This window comes from Dyella sp. 01N448, from assembly GCF_056399225.1.
Genome location: NZ_JBFTQX010000003.1, coordinates 467,248 through 485,403 on the forward strand (window position 1 = coordinate 467,248; position 18,156 = coordinate 485,403).

The following is an 18,156-nucleotide window of genomic DNA, read 5'->3' on the forward strand; positions in this document are numbered from 1 at the left end:
ACCAAAGACGGAGAGCGCCTTGCGATATCGACATCTCTCGTTGGCGCTTGCGCTGCTTTCCTTCGCCGCACACGCGCGGTCTGCTTCGGACGAGGCAGCGGGCAATGACTCAGCCGACCTGGCCAAGAAATTGTCGAACCCCGTGGCGTCGCTGATCAGTGCGCCGTTTCAGTTCAACTACGACAGCAAGATCGGACCCGATGAACGCGGTCACCGACTGACCATGAACATCCAGCCGGTGGTGCCGATTTCCATCAGCGACGACTGGAACATGATCTCCCGCACGATACTTCCGGTGACCAGTCAGGCCGACATCTCGCCTGGCGCCGGCAGTCAGTCGGGCATTGGCGATATCACGCAGAGTCTGTTTTTTTCGCCTAAAGCACCGGGCGCCGGCGGCATCATCTGGGGCGCCGGTCCCGCCTTCCTGTTGCCCACGGCCACGGATGATCTCCTGGGTGCGAAGAAGTGGGGACTTGGACCCACGCTGGTGCTGCTCAAGCAGTCCAAAGGTTTCACATACGGCTTTTTGACCAACCAGATCTGGTCGATTGCCAGTGTGAAAAACAATCGCGACCGCGCTCCGTTGAGCAGCCTGTTCTTCCAGCCGTTCCTGTCCTACACCACGCCTACCGCCTGGACCTACGGCGTAAATGCCGAGTCCACCTATGACTGGCACGCGCATCAAGCCGCGGTGCCGCTGAACTTCACGGTGGCCAAGCTGACCAGGATGGGCAGGCTGCCGGTGAGCTTTACCGGCGGCGTGCGCTACTGGGTGGCCAGCAGCGCCGCCAGTCCGCACGGCTGGGGTTATCGCGCAGTAGTGACCTTGCTGTTTCCGCAGTAAGCCGACTGACAACCAGAGCGGCGAGATCCTCATGGGATGAATGCGATCCAGCCGGCCGCCGCGCTGTCGCTTAGCGTGCGAGCACTCAGCGAACTGGTTCACCGAATACGATGCGGTGACCATCGGGCGTCACGATAGCGAACTCGCGCATGCCCCATGGCTTGTCGTCCAGCGCATGCCAGATCGGCACGTGCTTCGACAGCACTTCCCGATAAAGGGCGGTGGCATCGCTCACGTGCAGATAGGCAAACCAGGAGTGATCCTGGCACTGCGAGATAGGTTGTGCGTCCGGGCAATCGCCGATGCGCAGGCGGCAGGCGCCGCGTTGCAGGAAGGACCAGCCATCGACGCGCAGGCTTTCTTCGAAGCCCAGCTTGTCGATGTAGAAACGTCGCGATATCTCCAGATCGTTGACGGCCAGCACGAAGGTGGACGCGATGATCTCAGGCATGGCTCGCTCCTTGGCGATGGCTTACAGATGATCGGCGTCGATCACGGCCTTGGCGAATGCTTCGGGTGCTTCCTGTGGCAGGTTGTGGCCGATACCGCCGGTGACTAGGCGGTGCTCGTACTTGCCTGTGAACTTCTTGGCGTACGCGCTCGGGTCAGGGTGCGGTGCGCCGTTGGCGTCGCCTTCCAGCGTGATCGTCGGCACGCCGATGGTGGGCAGCGCGGCGAGTTTCTTTTCCACCGCGTCATACTGCGCCTCACCTTCGGCCAGGCCCAGACGCCAGCGGTAGTTGTGGATGGCCACGGCCACCTGGTCGGGATTGTCGAACGCCGTGGCCGAGCGCGCGAAAGTCGCATCGTCGAACGCCCATTGCGGCGATGCCTGTTGCCAGATGAGGCGGGCGAAATCGTGCGTGTACTTGGCGTAGCCGGCTTCGCCGCGCTCGGTGGCGAAGTAGTACTGATACCACCACTGCAGCTCGGCCTTGGGCGGCAGCGGCGCGCGGTTGAGTTCCTGGCTGCCGATCAGATAACCGCTGACCGATACCAGCGCCTTGCAGCGCGCCGGCCACAGCGCAGCCAGGATGTCCGCCGTGCGGGCGCCCCAGTCAAAACCGGCGACGACGGCCTGGTCGATCTTGAGCGCATCCAGCAGCGCGATGGCATCGACGGCGAGTGCGGCCTGCTGGCCATTGCGCTTGGTGTCCGCCGAGAGAAAATGCGTGTCACCGTAGCCGCGCAGGTAGGGAACGATCACGCGATAACCAGCGGCAGCGAGGATGGGCGCCACATCGACAAAGCTGTAGATGTCATATGGCCAGCCATGCAGGAGCAGCACGGGCTTGCCGTTGGCCGGGCCGTCTTCCGCATAGGCCACATCCAGTACGCCGGCCTTCACGCGCTTCAGCGGCTTGAATGATGTGTGGCCGCCCGTGACGCTGTGCTTGACCGTGGTGTCAGCCGGTTTGGCCGTCTGCGCACTGGCGAGCGACGCGAGGCCGAATGGGGCGATCGCAAGTCCCATGGCCGTTGCTCCCAGGAAGGTCCGGCGCTGCTGATTGATCTGATCCGACATGAAACATCTCCCTGCGGGTTGGTGTGCCCACATAGAAGACCATGTCCCTGTGTCTGCTCTGTGTGGAGGCGCGGGGGAATTGAAAGTTCGTGTACCAGACAAGCCTGTCGATACATTGGGATACAAAACGACCCGGCCCCCTTTTGTAGCCGGCCGAGTGCCTCCATGCTGGCGCTGGGAGAGGGCCGTTTGCCCCACGCTTAGCTGCCAACAGGGAAGGGATATGGCCTGGCTGGATCCGCCGTGGTTTACCCCGGAAGCGCTGGCCGCCGAGTGGCGCAAAGATCTAGGGAAATGGCTGATTGGCGTGGCGACTACCGCCGTGGTGTTGGCCCTCCTATGCCACCCCGAAGCCGTACCCACGGCGATCTGTATCGACTCCGTTGGCATCGACGTTTTTCTCGCGCTGCTGGAAATGCAGTTGATTGTCGCGCTGGTGATCTCGCGCGACCCGTTGCTGGAGTTCTTTCGGACAGCCTACGTGTCTGATGATCCACTAGGCGCCGTGCTGCGCAAGACAACGTCGTTTGTCCGATATATGCGCGAAGCGTTGCGTGGGTCGTTTCGAGCGTAAGCGGCGCTTTCCGTTTGAGGAAGGCTCGGGGAATCGATGGCGTGACCCCAGCAGCGCGCATCAACGCGCGCTGCATGGTTCTATCTGCCCCCGGTGCGATTCAACGCATCTGATACGGATGGAAGATGTGATCCTTGGCGGACACTTTTACGTGGCAGGTGTGGCCGCAATCGGAGACACCGGTGGGGTCGGCTGTGAAGGTGCTGGTGGTTGCGTCGAAATCGAACAGCGCATAGCCCCAGCCGGCGCTCTTGGGGAATCGCTTGCTGTCTTTCTCGATGACGAAAGCCTGGGTGAAGACGTCTGGCACGTCCACGGCAAACGGGGCTTCGGTGCTCTTCTTGAACTTCCACTGCAGCTTGGCGATCTTGGAACCCTCGGGGAAGGGTTTGCCATTGCCGGGGATGCCCGATTTGTAGGCCTGGATCATGATCGGGTTGGCGACGATCACCTTGAGCACTTCGTCGGTACGTGCGGAGGAGACCACGGACCAGTCTTCATAGCCCTTGAAGTCGGCGAAGGCGACACCGCTGGGCGACACGAGCGAGTACTTGTCTTTGATGCTGACGCCGGCTTTGGCCTTGTCCTGCGCATACAGGGCCGATCCACCCAATACCACCAGCATGACGGCGGTGGTCGCAATGGCGAGCTTGCTTGTGCGCTTCATGGCTACTCCTCGCATGGTTGTCGTGGACGCGCGTGGTCTGCGGACGTCAGTTCATCGGCAGGATCACAAATCATCGCGATGCGTAAATCCATCAGACGAAGGTGTCGATGCCTGGCATCGAGGCCTGAGCATGTTTCATCTTCGAAACGCCCCTGCGTCTGCTCGACGCCGACTTCACAAGGGCCATCCGCGGTGGCCCAGGTTTCGCCATGGTGGGCGCGCAGGCGGAAGTCGACGTGAAGACCGCCCATGGGCGGCGATGGGATGAAAGCGTTTTCTAAACTTCCGTGGAGCTGCGCCGATAAAACGTGAGCGCGGAGTGATTGGCTCCGTATCCCGGAGCGAAAATGTTGGTACTGGTCGGTGCAGTAGTGGTGCTCGCGTGCGTGCTCGGCGGCTTTGTGCTGTCGCACGGCCAGATCCTTGCCTTATGGCAACCGTATGAGCTGCTGATCATCGGCGGCGGCGCGCTGGGTGCGTTTCTTTCGGCCAATTCGTCCAAGGTGGTCAAGGCCGCATTGCGTGATGTGGGCGGGCTGCTGAAAGGGCCCAAGTACAACAAGCAGGACTATGTGGATCTGCTGTCGATGCTCTACGAGCTGTTCAGCCTGATCCGCAAAGAAGGCTTGCTCGGCGTGGAGGAGCACATCGAGGATCCGCAAGCGAGCCCGCTGTTTTCCGCCTATCCGCGCCTGCAGCGCGAGCATCACCTGATCGAGTTCACCACCGATTGCCTGCGCCTGATGGTGGGCGGCAGCATGAATCCGCATGAGCTCGAACAATTGCTGGAAGTGGAGCTGGAAACCCATCATCACGAAGCGGTGGCGCCTGCGCTGGCGGTGACCAAGCTCGCCGATGCGTTGCCCGGCTTTGGCATCGTGGCGGCGGTGCTGGGCATCGTCACCACCATGGGACAGCTCGATGGCGACACCTCGCGCATCGGCATGCATATCGCCGGCGCGCTGGTCGGCACCTTTCTTGGCATCCTGCTCTGCTACGGCTTCATCGGCCCGTTGGGCGCAGCGATGGAAAACCGGGTGCAGGAGGATGGCCGCGCCTTCGAGTGCGTGAAGATTGCACTGCTGGCGAATCTGCGCGGCTACAACCCCAAGGTGGCGGTGGAGTTTGCGCGCAAGTCGCTGGCGACCAACACCCGGCCGCGCTTCCAGGATCTGGAGGAACATCTCAAGTCGCCGCGCGCCAAGGCGGCCACGTGAGCGAGCAGGGCGAACCACCGCTGATCGTCATACGCCGCAAAAAGCGGCACGGGCATGGCCATCATGGTGGCGCCTGGAAGGTCGCCTATGCCGACTTTGTCACCGCGATGATGGCGTTCTTTCTGGTCATGTGGCTGATCGGCGCGGGCACGCGCGAGCAGCGCGCGGCCATCTCCGAATACTTCAAGAACCCCAGCATGCTGCAGGGCACGGCCACCATGGCCCCGCCGGGCCAGATGGGGCCGGGCGGCGCCAGCACCAGCATGATCAAGGCCGGTGGTGCGCTGGATTTGCCGCATGGGCCAGGCAAGGATCGCCAGGGCGCAGCGGCGGCGAGCGCCGATCCCAAAGAAATCGAAAAGGAAGCGCGCAAGCAGGAACGCGCGCGGCTGGAAGAGTTGATGCAGCAGCTGGAGGCGGCGATCGAGAAGAGCCAGGCGCTGGCGCCGTTCAAGGATCAGTTGCTGCTCGACATCACGCCTGAAGGTCTGCGCGTGCAAATTGTGGACAAGCAGAATCGCCCGATGTTCGACCTGGGCAGCGCACAACTGCGGCCCTACACCACGACGATCCTGCAGGAGCTCGCCGGCTTCATCAATCGCGTGCCCAATCGCATCAGCCTCTCCGGTCACACCGACGACGCCCCGTACAGCAGCGATCATCAATACAGCAACTGGGAGTTGTCCGCCGATCGCGCCAACGCGGCGCGGCGCGCCTTGCTCTCCGGCGGCCTCAGCGAAGAAAAAATCGCACGCGTGGTCGGACTGGCCGCCTCGGTGCCATTCGATCGCGTGAACCCCGGCGACCCGATCAACCGTCGCATCAGCATCATCGTGATGAATCGGCAGGCGGAGGCCGCCTCGCTGTCGCAGGAAAGCGCTGGCGTCGAACACAACGCGCCTGCGTTGCTGCCCGCGATGGCATCCATCGTGCCGGCGAAACCGGCCATCATTGCCGTATCGGGAACGGGCGCCGCCGGTGGCAACGCAGGTGCTGCTGCAGAGGTTCACGCCGACTCGCCGTGAGGCGTGCCCGGCTTAATCGCTGGCCAGCCGATCGATGACCAGATCGAGCAGGGCGCGCAATCGTGCCAGTCGCCGCAGATCGCGGTGATAGCCGATCCAGGTATCGCGCGTGGGTGGTTCTTCTTTCATCGGCAGGCGTTCGATGCCTGGCGTGGCATCGCCCAGCGGCCGCGGCAACACCGCCAGGCCGGCGCCGCTGGCACACAGGCGTGCGTGCACGTCGCGGGCGTTGCTGCGGAAGGCGACGCTGGCGTTGGGAAACTGTGCGCGCAGCCAGCTCACGTCGGGCAGCTCGCCGAACGCCTGGTCCATGGTGATCAGAGATGCGCCCTTGCCGTCGCCGACTTTCGGTTTGCGCGCGCCTTTGTGCAGATAGACGCCATAGTGCATGCGCAACAGTTTTCGCGAGACCACGTCGGGCTCGTCGAATGGCTTGATGCGAAAGGCGAGATCCGCTTCGCGGCGCGCCAGGCTGAGCTGGCGGGTGTCCGTGAGCAGTTCCACCGTGACGCGCGGATGTTGCTGCGCGAACTCGGCGAGTACGGGCGCCAACACCTGGGCGCCGAACCAATCGGAAGACGTGATGCGCAGCAGGCCATCGAGCTCCTGCTGCTGGCCGGCCAGTTCGCGCTGGAAACTGAGTACTTCCTGTTCCATGCGCTCGGCGTGCCGGCATACCAGTAGGCCTTCCTCGGTGAGTACAAAACCATCGCTGGTCCGCTGGAACAGGGTCTGGCCGATCGCCGCTTCCAGGGCGCGCAAGCGCCGGCCCATGGTGGGCTGGGTTTGTCCCAGCGTGCGCGCCGCGGCGCCCAACGTGCCCTCGCGGGCGATCGCGAGGAAAATGCGCAGGTCGCTCCACTCCATCGTCGTGTTCCCCGCCCGTTGAGTGTGCCATGCAAAGTTGCATGGATAGCATGCGATTTATTTAGTTTTCATGCAATTTGGACTGGCGTAGCTTGGACGCATCCGAACGAGAGGCCTTGGCCATGAATGCAAACCCGTCCATGCAGGCCGCTGTGCTGGAGCAGCACGGCCCAACCTTCCGCCGCACGGCCATCGCGCGGCCCAATCCCGGCGAGGGGCAGGTGTTGGTGCGTATCCTGGCCAGTGCGGTCAATCCGCTGGACCTGAAGATCCGCGACGGCAAGGCCGAGCACGCGCGGCACCCGCTGCCGGCGATCCTTGGAATCGACATGGCGGGCGTGGTGGAGAGTGTCGGGCCGGGCGTCAGCGCGTTTCGCGCAGGCGAGGAGGTCTATGGCATGACGGGAGGCGTGGGCGGCGTGCAGGGTTCGCTGGCCGAGTACGCCGCGGTGGATGCGCGCCTGCTGGCGCCTAAGCCGGCCCACTTCACCATGCGCGAGGCGGCGTCCTTGCCGTTGGCCTTCATCACCGCATGGGAAGGTCTGATCGATCGCGCCCAGCTGAAAGCAGGGCAGCATGTGCTCGTGCAGGGCGCCGGCGGCGTGGGCCATGCCGTCATCCAGCTGGCGCGCGCATTCGGTGCGACAGTGGCCGCCGTTGACTCGGCGTCGAAGGCCGCGCAGATCCGCGTCTGGGGGGCGACGCCCATCGAACGCGGCACGCCGGTGGAGCGCTACGTGGCCGAGCATGCCCAGGGCCGCGGTTTTGACCTGGTCTACGACACCGTGGGCGGCGAGGGGCTGGATGCCTCGTTCAAGGCTGTCAAACGCTTTGGCCATGTGGTGAGCGCGCTCGGTTGGGGCACGCACGCGCTGGCGCCGTTGTCGTTTCGGGCCGGCACGTACTCGGGCGTGTTCACGCTGTTGCCGCTGCTGAGCGGCGAAGGCCGCGAGCATCACGGCGGGATCCTGCGCGAGATCACTCGCCTTGCCGAGACGGGAAAGATCGTACCGTTCGTTGATCCACGGCACTTCAACCTCGACACGGTCGCCGACGCCCATGCCCTGATCGAGCGGCGCGAGGCACGCGGCAAAGTGGTGATCGACGTCGCGCCCTGAAACGAAAACGGCCGGCGAGTGCCGGCCGTTCCAGGGTGAACCGAAGAGGATTACTCCTCGCCGTCTTCCTCGTCTTCCTCTTCCTCGCCTTCGTCCTCGAAGGTTTCGAGTTCTTCGACGCGCAGGAAATTGGGCGCCGCATCGGCAAAGCTCACCTGCTTGCCGTTGGCCAGCATCGGGCGCACGTCACGCTGCGTGCTGCCGTTGCGCACCGACTCCACCAGCGCGAAACACACCAGCGCCTCGGCGCTCTCGTCGCCGTCTTCGTCGAACACGGCAACCCAACCCGTGGCGGGCATGATCTGGAGGATGTTTTCTTGTGAGGACATGACACTTCCGGTTTGGGGAAACGAGGAAGCTTGCCGGGTGCCCGGCGGGACTGCAAGCGACGATTTCATGACTGCGCATGTATAGGGGCGCGGCGGCAAAAACGCCCCAAATCTCTCCGCGATAGTGCGCTCTCCATGGTGCTGCCACGCCGCCCGGTTACTGTACGGAAGGCCGGATCAGCGAGGCCGCCGCCGCGACCTCGGCCATCTGGCGAAGGCCGCAGCAAGGACGCTGCCGACGACGAAGACGCGACAGCTTTTCTTTCGGACAGCTGTCGGCCCGTTCTCGCGAACGGCCGTGGGGAGCCGTTTTGCAGCAGCGTATGGTGAAGACCGTGGCGTCGCCAGGACCTGGTTCGATGACGTACGCAGAAGAGGGGCTTTTCTGTTTGTCATATGCCTCTTGGCGTGCGCAGCGTCACAGAATTGCCCTACTATCACGCGATGACAAATCCTGCGACTCAGCCCCCTATGGAAGGACATCGTGGCAGCCTGGCTTGTGTAGGCCTGGGCATGACCCTGGGTTCGCACCTGACGCCTCTGGCGCGCAGTCATATCGCGCAGGCGGACGTGGTGTTTGCCGGTGTCTCCGACGGCATCGTGGAGATGTGGCTGCAGCGCATGCATCCGGACGTACGCAGCCTTCAGTCCTACTACCAGGAAGGCAAGTCGCGCCTGACCACGTACCGGCAATGGGTCGACCTGATGATGGCCGAAGTGCGTGCCGGCAAGCGCGTCTGCGGCGTGTTCTATGGGCATCCCGGCATCTTCGCGTGGTCGCCGCACAAGGCCATCGAAGCGGCGCGCGCCGAAGGGTATGCGGCCCATATGGAGCCGGGCATTTCTGCCGAGGACTGCTTGTATGCGGATCTCGGCATCGACCCGGGCCGGTTCGGCTGCCAGCATTACGAGGCCAGCCAGTTGCTGCTGTTTGAACGCCGCATCGACCCGACCTGCTACCTGGTGCTGTGGCAGGTGGGCCTGGTGGGAGATCGTTCGCTGGCGCGCTTCCAGACCGGTTCGGCCTATCGGCAGGTGCTGGTGGAACTGCTCAGCGAGCACTATCCGCTGGACCACGAGGTGATCGTTTATCGCGCAGCGACCTTGCCGATCCAGCAACCGCGCATACGGCGCGTCCCATTGCGGGAGCTGCCTCATATCGAATTGCCGGCCGAGGAAACCGTGGTGCTGCCGCCCGCGGAAAAGCTCAAGCCAAACCTGGCCATCCAGGCACGCCTGGCGGCGCTGGACGAATTGGAAAAGGCCGGTTTACCGGCCTGACGGGATACAGTAGTCGCATGCCACGCGGGAAGGGCGCGGGGTGCGATGACAGGGTGCTGGCGGGTGCTGCGTGCTGTGGGACGCAGAATCCGACAGGCAGTTGCAAGACCATCATCGGAAGAAAACCGGGGGAAACGTATGACTGACACGATGGATTGGCTGGAGGCCATTGGCCAGGACGCTACGCTGCGTCACGCCTCGGCTGATGAATTGAACGCCACGCTGGAAGCGGCCGAAGCATCTGAAGCGCTCATGGCGGCGGTGGCGTCCGGCGACAGTGGCTGGCTGTCGCAGGAGCTGGGGAAGCGGGTCATGCATGTGACGCAGAGTTCCCAGACGTTCCCCGAAGGCGACGAGCCGGAACGCGAGGACGAAGGGGAGCCGCTCGACCCGGCCCAGCCGGAACGTACGGCGACGCCCAAAGGCTAGGCGAGCAGCATGCCGCGTTCGTGGCACCGCAGTTGGCCATGGCTCGCTTTGGCGGGCCTGGCCTTCTGCGTGCTGATCGACGTGGCACAAGCGTCGGCGCAGATCGCTGATCCCGCCGCGTTCCTGCAACAGACCGAACGGGTGCGCACCAGCGACCATCCGCGGTTTCTACAGATGCTGGCGCAGATTCGCGGCGAGGCATCGTCGCTGGCGCCACAGCAGCATTGGTATCTGCGTTATCTCGAAGCGTGGCAGACGGCGTTTGAGGGTGATGCGGCCAAGGCCAATGACATGCTGCGCGATGTCATCGATCACTCGGGCGATGCGGTGCTCAAAGCCAAGGCGTCGGCCTTGCTGATGCACAACCTGGGGATCAACAGTCATTACGAAGAGGCGTTTACGCTAGCCAATCAATTGGCGACGGACTTGCCCAACATCACGGACAACCTGGCCCGATTCACGGTGCTTGCCAACCTGTCCCAGCTGATGGTGTTTGCCGGTCAGAGCGACCTGGCCGTGAAATACGCCACCATGATGGAGGAGACACTGCCTCCCGGCGAAACCTTGTGCAATCCGCTATCCATGGAGATCGGTGCGCTCGACAAGAGCAATCGACTTACCTCCGACAGCCCGAAGTTGCAGGAGGGCATCGATACCTGCGTGGCCGCCGGACAGCCGGTATTCGCCAACACCTTGAGGCTGATCAAGGGCGAGCGATACCTGACCGAAGGGCAGCCGACCAAGGCGGTTGAGCTGCTGACCCAGATGCTGCCCAGCATCAACGCCAACCGTTACTACTCCCATATGCGCGCCGTGCAGGTACAGCTGGCGGTTGCCTATGAAAAGTTGAACGACGACAACAGCGCCCGCAAAGCGGCGCTCGCCGTGCTTGCCATGAGCAGCCCGGACGAAGTCAGCGAGTGGATGCGCGAATCCTATGGCGTGCTGTACCGGATTGAGAAGAAGCGTGGCAATGCGCAGACCACCCTTTCCTACTACGAACGCTACGTGGCCCAGGACAAGGGCTATATCGACAGTATCAGCGCCAGGACGCTGGCTTACGCCGCCGTGCAGCAACACATGCTGGCGCAGAAGCTGGAGACGGAAGGGCTGAGCAAACAGAACAGCATTCTTCGCCTGCAGCAGGCGCTGGACACCAAGGCGGTCGAGACCAGCCGCCTCTACATCACCTTGCTGCTGCTGGTTTTGGTATCCATCGTGTTCTGGCTGCTGCGCATCAAGCGCTCGCAGCTGCGCTTCAAGATGCTTTCCTATCACGACGGTCTTACCGGCATCTTCAATCACCAGCATTTCGTGAGCGAGGCCGAACGTGTGCTGCGCGTGCTGGAGAAGCGCCATGGCGGCGCCTGCCTGATCTCGATCGACCTGGATCACTTCAAGCAGATCAATGACACGCATGGCCACGCGACCGGCGATGTGGTGCTCAAGCACACGGTTGCGTTGTGCAAACGCCAGCTTCGGCCGACCGATTTGTTTGGCCGCCTGGGTGGCGAAGAGTTCGGCATCCTGCTGCCCGACTGCTCGCAAGAGCAGGGCATGGCGATTGCCGACCGCATCCGCACGGCGATCGAGGCGACGCCGGTGTCCAGCGATGGCGGACTGGTCGCCTTCTCCGCCAGCATCGGCCTGGCAGCGACCGATAGCTGCGGCTATGAGCTGCAACGCCTGCGCAAAGAGGCGGATGCGGCGCTGTATCGCGCCAAGCGCACGGGGCGCAATCGCGTCATGACCGATACGGAAAGCGACGGCCTGGTCCGGGTCTGAGCTAGCTGCCTGCGCCGCTCTCGGGCGTGGGTACATTGTCGAGAAACGTTGCCGACGGCACGAAGAACAACGATCCCGTCACCGCCTTGCTGAAGTCGAGCAGGCGATCGTAGTTGCCCGGTGGCTGGCCCACGAACATATTCGTCAGCATCCGTTCGATTCGCGCTGGGGAGCGGGCGTAGCCGATGAAATAGGTGCCGAATTCGCCTTTGCCGACCTCGCCGAAGGGCATGTTGTCCCGTACGATTTCCAGCGATTCGCCGTTCTCTTCGATGCTGGTGAGCACGTTGTGTGCATAGGTCGCCTTGGCCGAATCGTCCAGCTCGATATCCGAGAGCTTCTTGCGGCCGATGATGGTTTCCTGGCGCTCGACCGGCAGGGCGTTCCACGCCTTCATGTCGTGCAGGTATTTCTGCACGATCACATAGCTGCCGCCGGTGAACGCGGGATCTTCGTCGCCGATGATGGTGGCATCGAGTGCGCCCTGGTCGACCGGGTTTTCAGTGCCGTCGACGAAGCCGAGCAAATCCCGCTCGTCGAAATACTTGAAGCCGTGCACCTCGTCCACGACCGTCGCCACGTCGCCGATGCGGCACATGATTTGCGTGGCCAGTTCAAAGCACAGGTCCATATGCGTGGCGCGGATATGGAACAGCAGGTCGCCCGGCGTGGAGACCGCATGGTGCACGCCCTTGATCTCCTGGAACGGATGGAGATTGGCGGGTCGCGGCTGGCCGAATAACCGGTCCCAGGCATCGGAGCCAAAACCCATCACGCAGGACAGGCGCCGGTCCGGATTGCGAAAGCCAATGGCGCGCAACAGCGATGCCATATCGCCGCACAGCGCTCGCACAGCCTCGCCGCTGCGCGCATCCGGCTGCAGCGTCACCACGAGAAAAATGGCGGCATGCGTGAGCCGCGCAGCAACCGGTTGCGTCACGATGGAAGTCACCCTTCGCTCCTTGTCGTTGAAGTTTCGGTACTAGCGCTTGATCGGGCGTGAGGCAAACGCCATCGCCTCTTCGGCGTTGGCGGGAAGGCGTTCGGCGATCTCCGCATGCAGGAATTCGACGAAGCGCCGCACCCGCGGCGGCTGAAACACATTGGGATGATAGATCGCATGGATGGGCGCCGGCGCAGACCACGCCGGGGCATGGACCAACTGCAGCCTGCCCGCGCGTACATCGGCAGTCACCGCCCATAGTTGCCGATAGGCAAAACCGTGCCCAAGCACGGCCCAGCGGCGGATGACTTCGCTATCGGTGCACTCGTGGTATCGGCGCACGCGCACGAGGTGCTCGCCGAGGCGCCACTCATGGCGCGGACCGGCCTTGGTGGTAAGCACCAGCGTGGGCAGCTCGGCCAGATCGTCCGGGTGGGCAGGCATGCCATGGCGCTCGATACAGGCTGGCGCGGCGCACACCACGCGCCAGCTGTCGGCCAGGTGACGGGCCACCATGTCGCTGTTTTCCAGCGCGCCGACGCGGATGGCGACGTCGATATCGTCCGGTACGAAGCGCGACAGCGAATCGGACAGGGTCAGCACGATGCGCACGTCCGGATGCAGGCCCATGAAGCGATCAAGGATGTCCACCAGCAGGTTGCGCCCCAGATCGGAAGGCGCCGATACGCGCAGCGTCCCGCTGACAAGATCGGTGCCGCTGCGCACCGCGCGTTCGGCTTCCTGCATGGTCTCGATGGCCATGCGGCAGGAGGCGATATAGATGCGCCCTTCATCGGTGAGGCGCAGTTGCCGCGTCGTGCGCTCAAACAGCCGTGCGCCCAGCATGGCCTCGACCCGTTGCACGCAGGCGGAGGCGGCGGCAGGAGAAAGCCCCGCGCGGCGGCCGGCGGCGGACAGACTATGGAGGTCCGCCGCGTCGACGAGCAGTTGCATGTCGCTCAGGCGGTTCATCCGATCCGGTCCTGCTGCAGGGGCATGACGGATCATCTTCAAACATTCTTTGAAGGTCAATCAAGATCCGGACCCATTATCAAAATCAGACGGGCAGGGGACCATGCCGCTTACGCTCCCTCACCCAAGGTGTCGCCATGTCCCGCGCCAAATTCCCGCTACTGATCGCCTGTCTTGCCCTGGCGACCGCCTCGCCGTTCGCGGCTGCCGCCCAGGAGGCCACCCAACCGCAAGCCACCGCCATGACCGTGCCCAGGCAGCTGGTCGGCGCCTGGACCCTGGTGCGTTGCGACAACGTCTATCCGGACGGCCACCGCGTGGAACTGTACGGGCCACATCCGGAGGGCATGTGGCTGATCAATGCGCAGGGCGACTACATGATGCAGATCGTACGGGCCAGGCGCATGCCGTTCGCGGCGAACGACAAATCCAAAGGCACGCCGGATGAGTACCGCGCCGCGTCGATGGACAGCAATGCGCACTACGGCCACGTGAGCGCCGACGCCAACGCGATGCACAGCGCGATCGTGCATGCGACGTTCCCGAACTGGGACGGCAAGAGCGGTGACTCGAAGTACACCATCAGCGGAGACGAACTGACCTATACCGTGGCCAAGCCATCCAGCGGCGCCGCCGAGGGTGCTCATGGCGAGGTGGTGTGGCGGCGCGTGCATGACTGAGCGTGTTGTCGTCGCGCCTCGATAGCGATGGGGCCTATGTTGGATCGGCCACTTTTGGCGTGGCTGGCTTGCCCTCGATCAACACCCAGGCGCTGATCGCACTCAGCAAAGCCAGCCCTGCCGAAATCAGCATCACCCAGCGGAAGCCGGCGACAAACGACACGTCCACGGCGCGCTTCAAGGCCGCGGTGGTCGCTGCCGGGTAGCCGTCAGGCATCACGATGCCGGCCAGCTTCTGGCGTTGCGCGACGATGGCGGCCACCTGTTCCGACGGCGCGTGCAGCCCAGCCAGTTGGTCATCCAGGGTCGCATTGAAAACCACGGTCAGCACGAAACCGAACAGCGCTACCGCGAGCAGGGCGGCAGTACGCGACACCGCGTTGTTGATGCCCGATGCCGTGCCCGCGCGATCCTTGCCCACGGCGTTCATCACGGTTGTGGTCAACGGCGCCACCGTGACGCTCATGCCCAGTCCGAGTACGCAGACGGCCGGGAAGAAACTCCTCCAGTAGTCGCTCTGGACAGATGGCAAGGCAAACATGGCGAATCCAACGGCAGCCACGCAAGGCCCGACCACCAGCGGAAGCTTGGAGCCGAACCGGTCCACCAGGGTGCCCGCCCAGCGCGACAACAAAAACATGATGGCGATAAACGGCAGCAAGGCCGCACCCGCCACCGTGGCGCTATAGCCCTGCACCTGGATCAGGTTTAGCGGCAGAAAGAACAGGCTGCCGCCCAACGAGGCATACAACAACAGCGTAAGCAGGTTGGCGCCCGCAAAATCACGCTCGCGAAAAAGCGTCATCGGCAGCATGGGCGATGCCAGGCCAGCCTCCACGCGCTTGAAGAGCAGCAGCGCGACAACGCCGATCACGAGCGCCATCCAGATCGGCGTCGCCGTCCAGCCACGCATCGGTGCCTCGATAAGGGCGAACACCAGGCCCGCCAGGCCAATGGTCACCAGACTGGCGCCACGCACATCGATAGGGCCTACGTCGAGGCCACCCTTGCTCTCCGGTACCTTCGCTGCACAGATCGCCAACAGCACGACACCCAGCGGCGCATTGACCAGAAAAGCCCATACCCAGGAATAGTGATCGACCAGAAAGCCTCCGATCACCGGCCCGATCGCTGCCGTGATGCCACTGAAAGCCGACCACGTGCCGATGGCGGCGCCACGTTCGGCTTGTGGAAAGCTCGCGCTGATCAAGGCCAGGCTGCCGGGCACCAGCAGGGCAGCTCCGATGCCCTGCACGGCGCGAGCAGCGATCAGGGGGCCCACCGCAGTCGACATTGAGCAGGCCACCGAGGCCAACGTAAACAGCGCCGTGCCGAGCATGAAGATGCGCTTGCGCCCAAAGCGATCGCCCAACACGCCGCCCACCAGCAGCAACGCGGCGAGAAACAGCGCGTAGGACTCCATCACCCACTGCGCGTCAGCCGTGGTGGCGCCCAGGTCCCGCTGGATGGCCGGCAGCGCGACGTTGACCACGGTGCCGTCGATGAAGGCGAGGCTGGAGCCGAGTATCGCCGCCACCAGCGTCCAGTGTCGCGACGGTGTCGAACAAGGCACTGCCGGCGCACCGCTGAGGATGATCCCGTCGTCGCAGGGAGGCTTTCCGATCTGGCTCATCGTCACCACCGGAATTTCAATCCGACGGAGCTTACTCCGCCGCCGGTGCGCGCGCGCTGGAGGCACTTGAGCGGCACGCCGCGCGAGTGCACGCTGCAGGTTGCTTCAAGAGGCATGCGTTGATGCCTCTCTTCACCCGGGCGTCACAGCGCTATCGGGCGCTGAAGTCGCCATCGCGCGGATTCGCCGGAGGCCGATGATGGATACGCAAAGCATTCGGACGGCCATCGACCGGCACTGGTCCGCCTCGGCAGCGGGCGATCTCGACGCCGAGCACGACATTTATCACGACGACGCCGTGTGCGAGTACCCGCAGTCGGGCGAGGTCATTCGCGGTCGACGCAATTTGCAGGCACTGCGCGGCCATCATCCGGGCAAGCCGTCGGGGTTCAAGGTCCGGCGCATCGTGGGCGAGGGCAATCTGTGGGTGAGCGAATACGAGATCAACTACCAGGGCAAGCGGGCCTTCACGGTGAGCATCATGGAGTTTCGCGACGGCAAGGTGGCGCATGAGGTTCAGTACTTCGCCGATCCTTTCGATGCACCGGCGTGGCGTGCGCAGTGGGTGGAACTGGAGCAGTGATGGCTCGCTGTCGATGCGTGTCGATTCCTGAGACGCTCGTTCGTCATTCTTGGGAACGCGTGCCTTGGAGCGATCTGAGGCACGTATCCATGGATGGCCTCAAGCCATCGCCATGACTGATGGCGATGGCTTAAAGAGGCTTTCAGTCCCCACGCAGCCGGAGCAGCCACATGCAGTTCATTCCCTATCTCGATTTCGACGGCCAGGCACGCGAGGCGTTAGATTTTTACGCCAAGGCGTTCAACGGCAAGATCACCATGCGCATGACCTACGGCGAGTCGCCCATGGCCGCGCAGATGCCGCCGGAAACGCACGGCCGCGTGATGCATTCGCAGCTGGAAACGCCTCATAGCATCCTGATGGGTGCGGACGGCCCGCCGCATACCACACGCTCCACCGGTTGCGTGAATATCAGCGTCGACGATCCCGCCGAAGCCGAGCGCGTGTTCAAGGCGCTATCCGATGGCGGTGAAGTCGGCATGCCCATCGCCGAAACCTTCTGGGCGCACCGCTTCGGCATGCTCACCGATCGCTATGGCAAGGCCTGGATGGTTAATTGTTTGAAGACGCCCGGCGAGTGATACCGCCAGCTACCCGTTCCCCTGCGGATGCAGAAGAACGGGTAGCTGTGCTTGTTGGTGACTTAGGGCAAGATGCTGATCCAGCAGCCACAAGGGGAGCTGGATGTGAGTCAGGGGAATGCGGTGGGCGATCTCGCGATCGCCGGATTCTGGCGGCGCGCAGGCGCTTTTTTGTTCGATGTCATCGTTTTGGGCCTGATCGGCATGCTGGTCGGTGCGTTGTTGTTCGACCCGCTGGCGAGGGCCGGTGGCTATGCGTTGATCCCCGGCTTCGCCATGGCCCTGCTGTATTTCGGCATCGGCAATAGCCATGTGATGGGCGGGCAGACGCTGGGCAAGATGGTTGCTGGCGTGCGCGTCGTGGATAAGGACGGTGACTTGCTTGCGCTGCCACGTTCGGTGATGCGTTATGCCGTGTTGGGTACGCCGTATTTTCTGGCTTGCATACCTTTTGCGGCGACGCCTTTTCATCCCCTGACCTATGCCATCGGCGCCATCGCTGGCTTCGGTGAATTGGCGATCATCTACCTGTTCGTTTTCAACCGTCGCACGCGGCAGTCGCTGCATGACCTGGTGGTGGCTACTTATGTGGTTCGCGCCACCAGGGAGGATGGCCAGCCACGCTTCGCGACCATGTGGCAGGGTCATTGGGCATTCGTCGGGCTCTTGGCGGCACTGGCACTGGCGGTTCCGTTCATCGGGCCGCGATTCCTGAGCGATGACCTGAAAGCCATGGTACCGGTGCAGAACGCCATGCTGGCCCAGCCCCACGTGCGCGCCGCGACACTGAGTCAGATGGCCGTGAGCTTCAATGGGCACGCGCCCGTGCATTCCATCGTGGCCACGATTCAGTTGGACGAATCTTTGGTAGAGCGAGCCGATATGGCACGCAGCTTTGCCGACATCATCGCCGCCAGCCATCTCGATCTTTCGGGTGATGACAGCGTGCGGGTGTCGCTCAACTATGGCTACAGCATGGGCATCGCGCACGGCACAGTCATGCATAGCTACATATACCGTCCGGGCGAACTTGTTTTGGCGGCTGAAGGTGGGACGTCGGCGCCCGCCGGTACGCACTGACCTTGTCTGTCTCGGCAGCG

At 63.4% G+C, this 18,156-nt stretch carries 20 protein-coding genes; 12 read left to right on the forward strand and 8 right to left on the reverse strand.

What is annotated here, in order from left to right:
- The first annotated feature begins 19 nt into the window (after positions 1-19).
- Positions 20-847 carry a transporter gene (locus AC1DKY_RS06195; RefSeq protein ID WP_477179888.1) on the forward strand — a complete coding sequence of 276 codons (828 nt, stop codon included), beginning with the start codon at positions 20-22 and terminating at the stop codon, positions 845-847.
- Between the two features lie 85 nt (positions 848-932).
- Here AC1DKY_RS06195 and AC1DKY_RS06200 read toward each other — a convergent pair whose 3' ends face one another.
- Both AC1DKY_RS06200 and AC1DKY_RS06205 read right to left on the reverse strand, forming a co-directional pair.
- Positions 933-1,298, reverse strand: coding sequence for a bleomycin resistance protein (locus tag AC1DKY_RS06200; RefSeq protein ID WP_441604241.1), 366 nt, complete (start codon positions 1,296-1,298; stop codon positions 933-935).
- Positions 1,299-1,319: 21 nt separating this feature from the next.
- Positions 1,320-2,372 carry an alpha/beta fold hydrolase gene (locus tag AC1DKY_RS06205; protein WP_441604240.1) on the reverse strand — a complete coding sequence of 351 codons (1,053 nt, stop codon included), beginning with the start codon at positions 2,370-2,372 and terminating at the stop codon, positions 1,320-1,322.
- Between the two features lie 223 nt (positions 2,373-2,595).
- Between AC1DKY_RS06205 and AC1DKY_RS06210 the strand changes: the two genes are divergently transcribed.
- The gene (locus AC1DKY_RS06210) at positions 2,596-2,946 is read left to right on the forward strand and encodes a hypothetical protein (RefSeq protein ID WP_441604239.1); all 351 of its coding nucleotides are present in this window, start codon (positions 2,596-2,598) and stop codon (positions 2,944-2,946) included.
- Between the two features lie 100 nt (positions 2,947-3,046).
- On the opposite strand, the gene AC1DKY_RS06215 is transcribed toward AC1DKY_RS06210, so the two are convergent.
- Positions 3,047-3,613, reverse strand: a complete 567-nt coding sequence (locus AC1DKY_RS06215; protein ID WP_441604238.1) for a cytochrome P460 family protein — start codon at positions 3,611-3,613, stop codon at positions 3,047-3,049.
- A gap of 347 nt (positions 3,614-3,960) precedes the next feature.
- Here AC1DKY_RS06215 and motA point away from each other — a divergent pair, with 347 nt between their 5' ends.
- Positions 3,961-4,830, forward strand: a complete 870-nt coding sequence (gene motA / locus AC1DKY_RS06220) for a flagellar motor stator protein MotA (RefSeq protein WP_441604237.1) — start codon at positions 3,961-3,963, stop codon at positions 4,828-4,830.
- Entirely contained in the window at positions 4,827-5,855 is a 1,029-nt protein-coding gene (gene motB, locus AC1DKY_RS06225; RefSeq protein ID WP_441604236.1) for a flagellar motor protein MotB, read from the forward strand. Before motA ends, motB begins: the two co-directional genes overlap by 4 nt.
- 12 nt (positions 5,856-5,867) lie before the next feature.
- On the opposite strand, the gene AC1DKY_RS06230 is transcribed toward motB, so the two are convergent.
- Complete coding sequence (locus AC1DKY_RS06230; protein ID WP_441604235.1) at positions 5,868-6,722, reverse strand: LysR family transcriptional regulator; 855 nt, start codon at positions 6,720-6,722, stop codon at positions 5,868-5,870.
- Between the two features lie 122 nt (positions 6,723-6,844).
- Between AC1DKY_RS06230 and AC1DKY_RS06235 the strand changes: the two genes are divergently transcribed.
- Positions 6,845-7,840: a zinc-dependent alcohol dehydrogenase family protein gene (locus AC1DKY_RS06235; RefSeq protein WP_441604375.1), complete on the forward strand. Its 996-nt coding sequence runs from the start codon at positions 6,845-6,847 to the stop codon at positions 7,838-7,840.
- A 50-nt stretch (positions 7,841-7,890) separates the two neighbouring features.
- Here the strand turns inward: AC1DKY_RS06235 and AC1DKY_RS06240 are convergent, their stop codons facing one another.
- A complete protein-coding gene (locus tag AC1DKY_RS06240) occupies positions 7,891-8,169 on the reverse strand; it encodes a hypothetical protein (protein WP_121878735.1) in 279 nt (92 codons plus the stop codon).
- 471 nt (positions 8,170-8,640) lie between these two features.
- On the opposite strand from AC1DKY_RS06240, the gene AC1DKY_RS06245 reads away from it, so the two are divergent.
- From AC1DKY_RS06245 to AC1DKY_RS06255, 3 genes are all read left to right on the forward strand, one after another.
- Positions 8,641-9,450, forward strand: a complete 810-nt coding sequence (locus AC1DKY_RS06245; RefSeq protein ID WP_441604234.1) for an SAM-dependent methyltransferase — start codon at positions 8,641-8,643, stop codon at positions 9,448-9,450.
- A 138-nt stretch (positions 9,451-9,588) separates the two neighbouring features.
- The gene (locus AC1DKY_RS06250; RefSeq protein WP_441604233.1) at positions 9,589-9,879 is read left to right on the forward strand and encodes a hypothetical protein; all 291 of its coding nucleotides are present in this window, start codon (positions 9,589-9,591) and stop codon (positions 9,877-9,879) included.
- Between the two features lie 9 nt (positions 9,880-9,888).
- Positions 9,889-11,664 carry a tetratricopeptide repeat-containing diguanylate cyclase gene (locus AC1DKY_RS06255; protein WP_441604232.1) on the forward strand — a complete coding sequence of 592 codons (1,776 nt, stop codon included), beginning with the start codon at positions 9,889-9,891 and terminating at the stop codon, positions 11,662-11,664.
- Between the two features lies 1 nt (position 11,665).
- Here the strand turns inward: AC1DKY_RS06255 and AC1DKY_RS06260 are convergent, their stop codons facing one another.
- The gene (locus AC1DKY_RS06260; protein ID WP_441604231.1) at positions 11,666-12,616 is read right to left on the reverse strand and encodes a Dyp-type peroxidase; all 951 of its coding nucleotides are present in this window, start codon (positions 12,614-12,616) and stop codon (positions 11,666-11,668) included.
- Between the two features lie 30 nt (positions 12,617-12,646).
- Positions 12,647-13,579, reverse strand: coding sequence for a LysR family transcriptional regulator (locus AC1DKY_RS06265; protein ID WP_441604230.1), 933 nt, complete (start codon positions 13,577-13,579; stop codon positions 12,647-12,649).
- A gap of 137 nt (positions 13,580-13,716) precedes the next feature.
- On the opposite strand from AC1DKY_RS06265, the gene AC1DKY_RS06270 reads away from it, so the two are divergent.
- Positions 13,717-14,259: a lipocalin-like domain-containing protein gene (locus AC1DKY_RS06270; RefSeq protein WP_441611093.1), complete on the forward strand. Its 543-nt coding sequence runs from the start codon at positions 13,717-13,719 to the stop codon at positions 14,257-14,259.
- A gap of 34 nt (positions 14,260-14,293) precedes the next feature.
- Here the strand turns inward: AC1DKY_RS06270 and AC1DKY_RS06275 are convergent, their stop codons facing one another.
- The gene (locus AC1DKY_RS06275; protein WP_441604228.1) at positions 14,294-15,892 is read right to left on the reverse strand and encodes an MFS transporter; all 1,599 of its coding nucleotides are present in this window, start codon (positions 15,890-15,892) and stop codon (positions 14,294-14,296) included.
- Positions 15,893-16,091: 199 nt separating this feature from the next.
- Between AC1DKY_RS06275 and AC1DKY_RS06280 the strand changes: the two genes are divergently transcribed.
- The 3 genes from AC1DKY_RS06280 to AC1DKY_RS06290 all read left to right on the forward strand — a co-directional run bounded on the left by AC1DKY_RS06280 (position 16,092) and on the right by AC1DKY_RS06290 (position 18,136).
- Positions 16,092-16,475, forward strand: a complete 384-nt coding sequence (locus AC1DKY_RS06280; RefSeq protein WP_441604227.1) for a nuclear transport factor 2 family protein — start codon at positions 16,092-16,094, stop codon at positions 16,473-16,475.
- Positions 16,476-16,645: 170 nt separating this feature from the next.
- On the forward strand, positions 16,646-17,056 hold the full coding sequence (locus AC1DKY_RS06285; protein WP_441604226.1) for a VOC family protein: 411 nt from the start codon (positions 16,646-16,648) through the stop codon (positions 17,054-17,056).
- 105 nt (positions 17,057-17,161) lie between these two features.
- Positions 17,162-18,136 carry an RDD family protein gene (locus tag AC1DKY_RS06290; protein WP_441604225.1) on the forward strand — a complete coding sequence of 325 codons (975 nt, stop codon included), beginning with the start codon at positions 17,162-17,164 and terminating at the stop codon, positions 18,134-18,136.
- Positions 18,137-18,156 lie beyond the last annotated feature (20 nt).

Excerpts from the sequence above, each read along its gene's own strand:
- AC1DKY_RS06200 (WP_441604241.1), bottom strand. The coding sequence starts at position 1,298 with ATGCCTGAGATCATCGCGTCCACCTTCGTGCTGGCCGTCAACGATCTG.
- AC1DKY_RS06205 (WP_441604240.1), bottom strand. The coding sequence starts at position 2,372 with ATGTCGGATCAGATCAATCAGCAGCGCCGGACCTTCCTGGGAGCAACG.
- AC1DKY_RS06210 (WP_441604239.1), top strand. The coding sequence starts at position 2,596 with ATGGCCTGGCTGGATCCGCCGTGGTTTACCCCGGAAGCGCTGGCCGCC.
- AC1DKY_RS06215 (WP_441604238.1), bottom strand. The coding sequence starts at position 3,613 with ATGAAGCGCACAAGCAAGCTCGCCATTGCGACCACCGCCGTCATGCTG.
- motA (WP_441604237.1), top strand. The coding sequence starts at position 3,961 with ATGTTGGTACTGGTCGGTGCAGTAGTGGTGCTCGCGTGCGTGCTCGGC.
- AC1DKY_RS06230 (WP_441604235.1), bottom strand. The coding sequence starts at position 6,722 with ATGGAGTGGAGCGACCTGCGCATTTTCCTCGCGATCGCCCGCGAGGGC.
- AC1DKY_RS06235 (WP_441604375.1), top strand. The coding sequence starts at position 6,845 with ATGAATGCAAACCCGTCCATGCAGGCCGCTGTGCTGGAGCAGCACGGC.
- AC1DKY_RS06240 (WP_121878735.1), bottom strand. The coding sequence starts at position 8,169 with ATGTCCTCACAAGAAAACATCCTCCAGATCATGCCCGCCACGGGTTGG.
- AC1DKY_RS06245 (WP_441604234.1), top strand. The coding sequence starts at position 8,641 with ATGGAAGGACATCGTGGCAGCCTGGCTTGTGTAGGCCTGGGCATGACC.
- AC1DKY_RS06250 (WP_441604233.1), top strand. The coding sequence starts at position 9,589 with ATGACTGACACGATGGATTGGCTGGAGGCCATTGGCCAGGACGCTACG.
- AC1DKY_RS06255 (WP_441604232.1), top strand. The coding sequence starts at position 9,889 with ATGCCGCGTTCGTGGCACCGCAGTTGGCCATGGCTCGCTTTGGCGGGC.
- AC1DKY_RS06265 (WP_441604230.1), bottom strand. The coding sequence starts at position 13,579 with ATGAACCGCCTGAGCGACATGCAACTGCTCGTCGACGCGGCGGACCTC.
- AC1DKY_RS06270 (WP_441611093.1), top strand. The coding sequence starts at position 13,717 with ATGTCCCGCGCCAAATTCCCGCTACTGATCGCCTGTCTTGCCCTGGCG.
- AC1DKY_RS06275 (WP_441604228.1), bottom strand. The coding sequence starts at position 15,892 with ATGAGCCAGATCGGAAAGCCTCCCTGCGACGACGGGATCATCCTCAGC.
- AC1DKY_RS06280 (WP_441604227.1), top strand. The coding sequence starts at position 16,092 with ATGGATACGCAAAGCATTCGGACGGCCATCGACCGGCACTGGTCCGCC.
- AC1DKY_RS06285 (WP_441604226.1), top strand. The coding sequence starts at position 16,646 with ATGCAGTTCATTCCCTATCTCGATTTCGACGGCCAGGCACGCGAGGCG.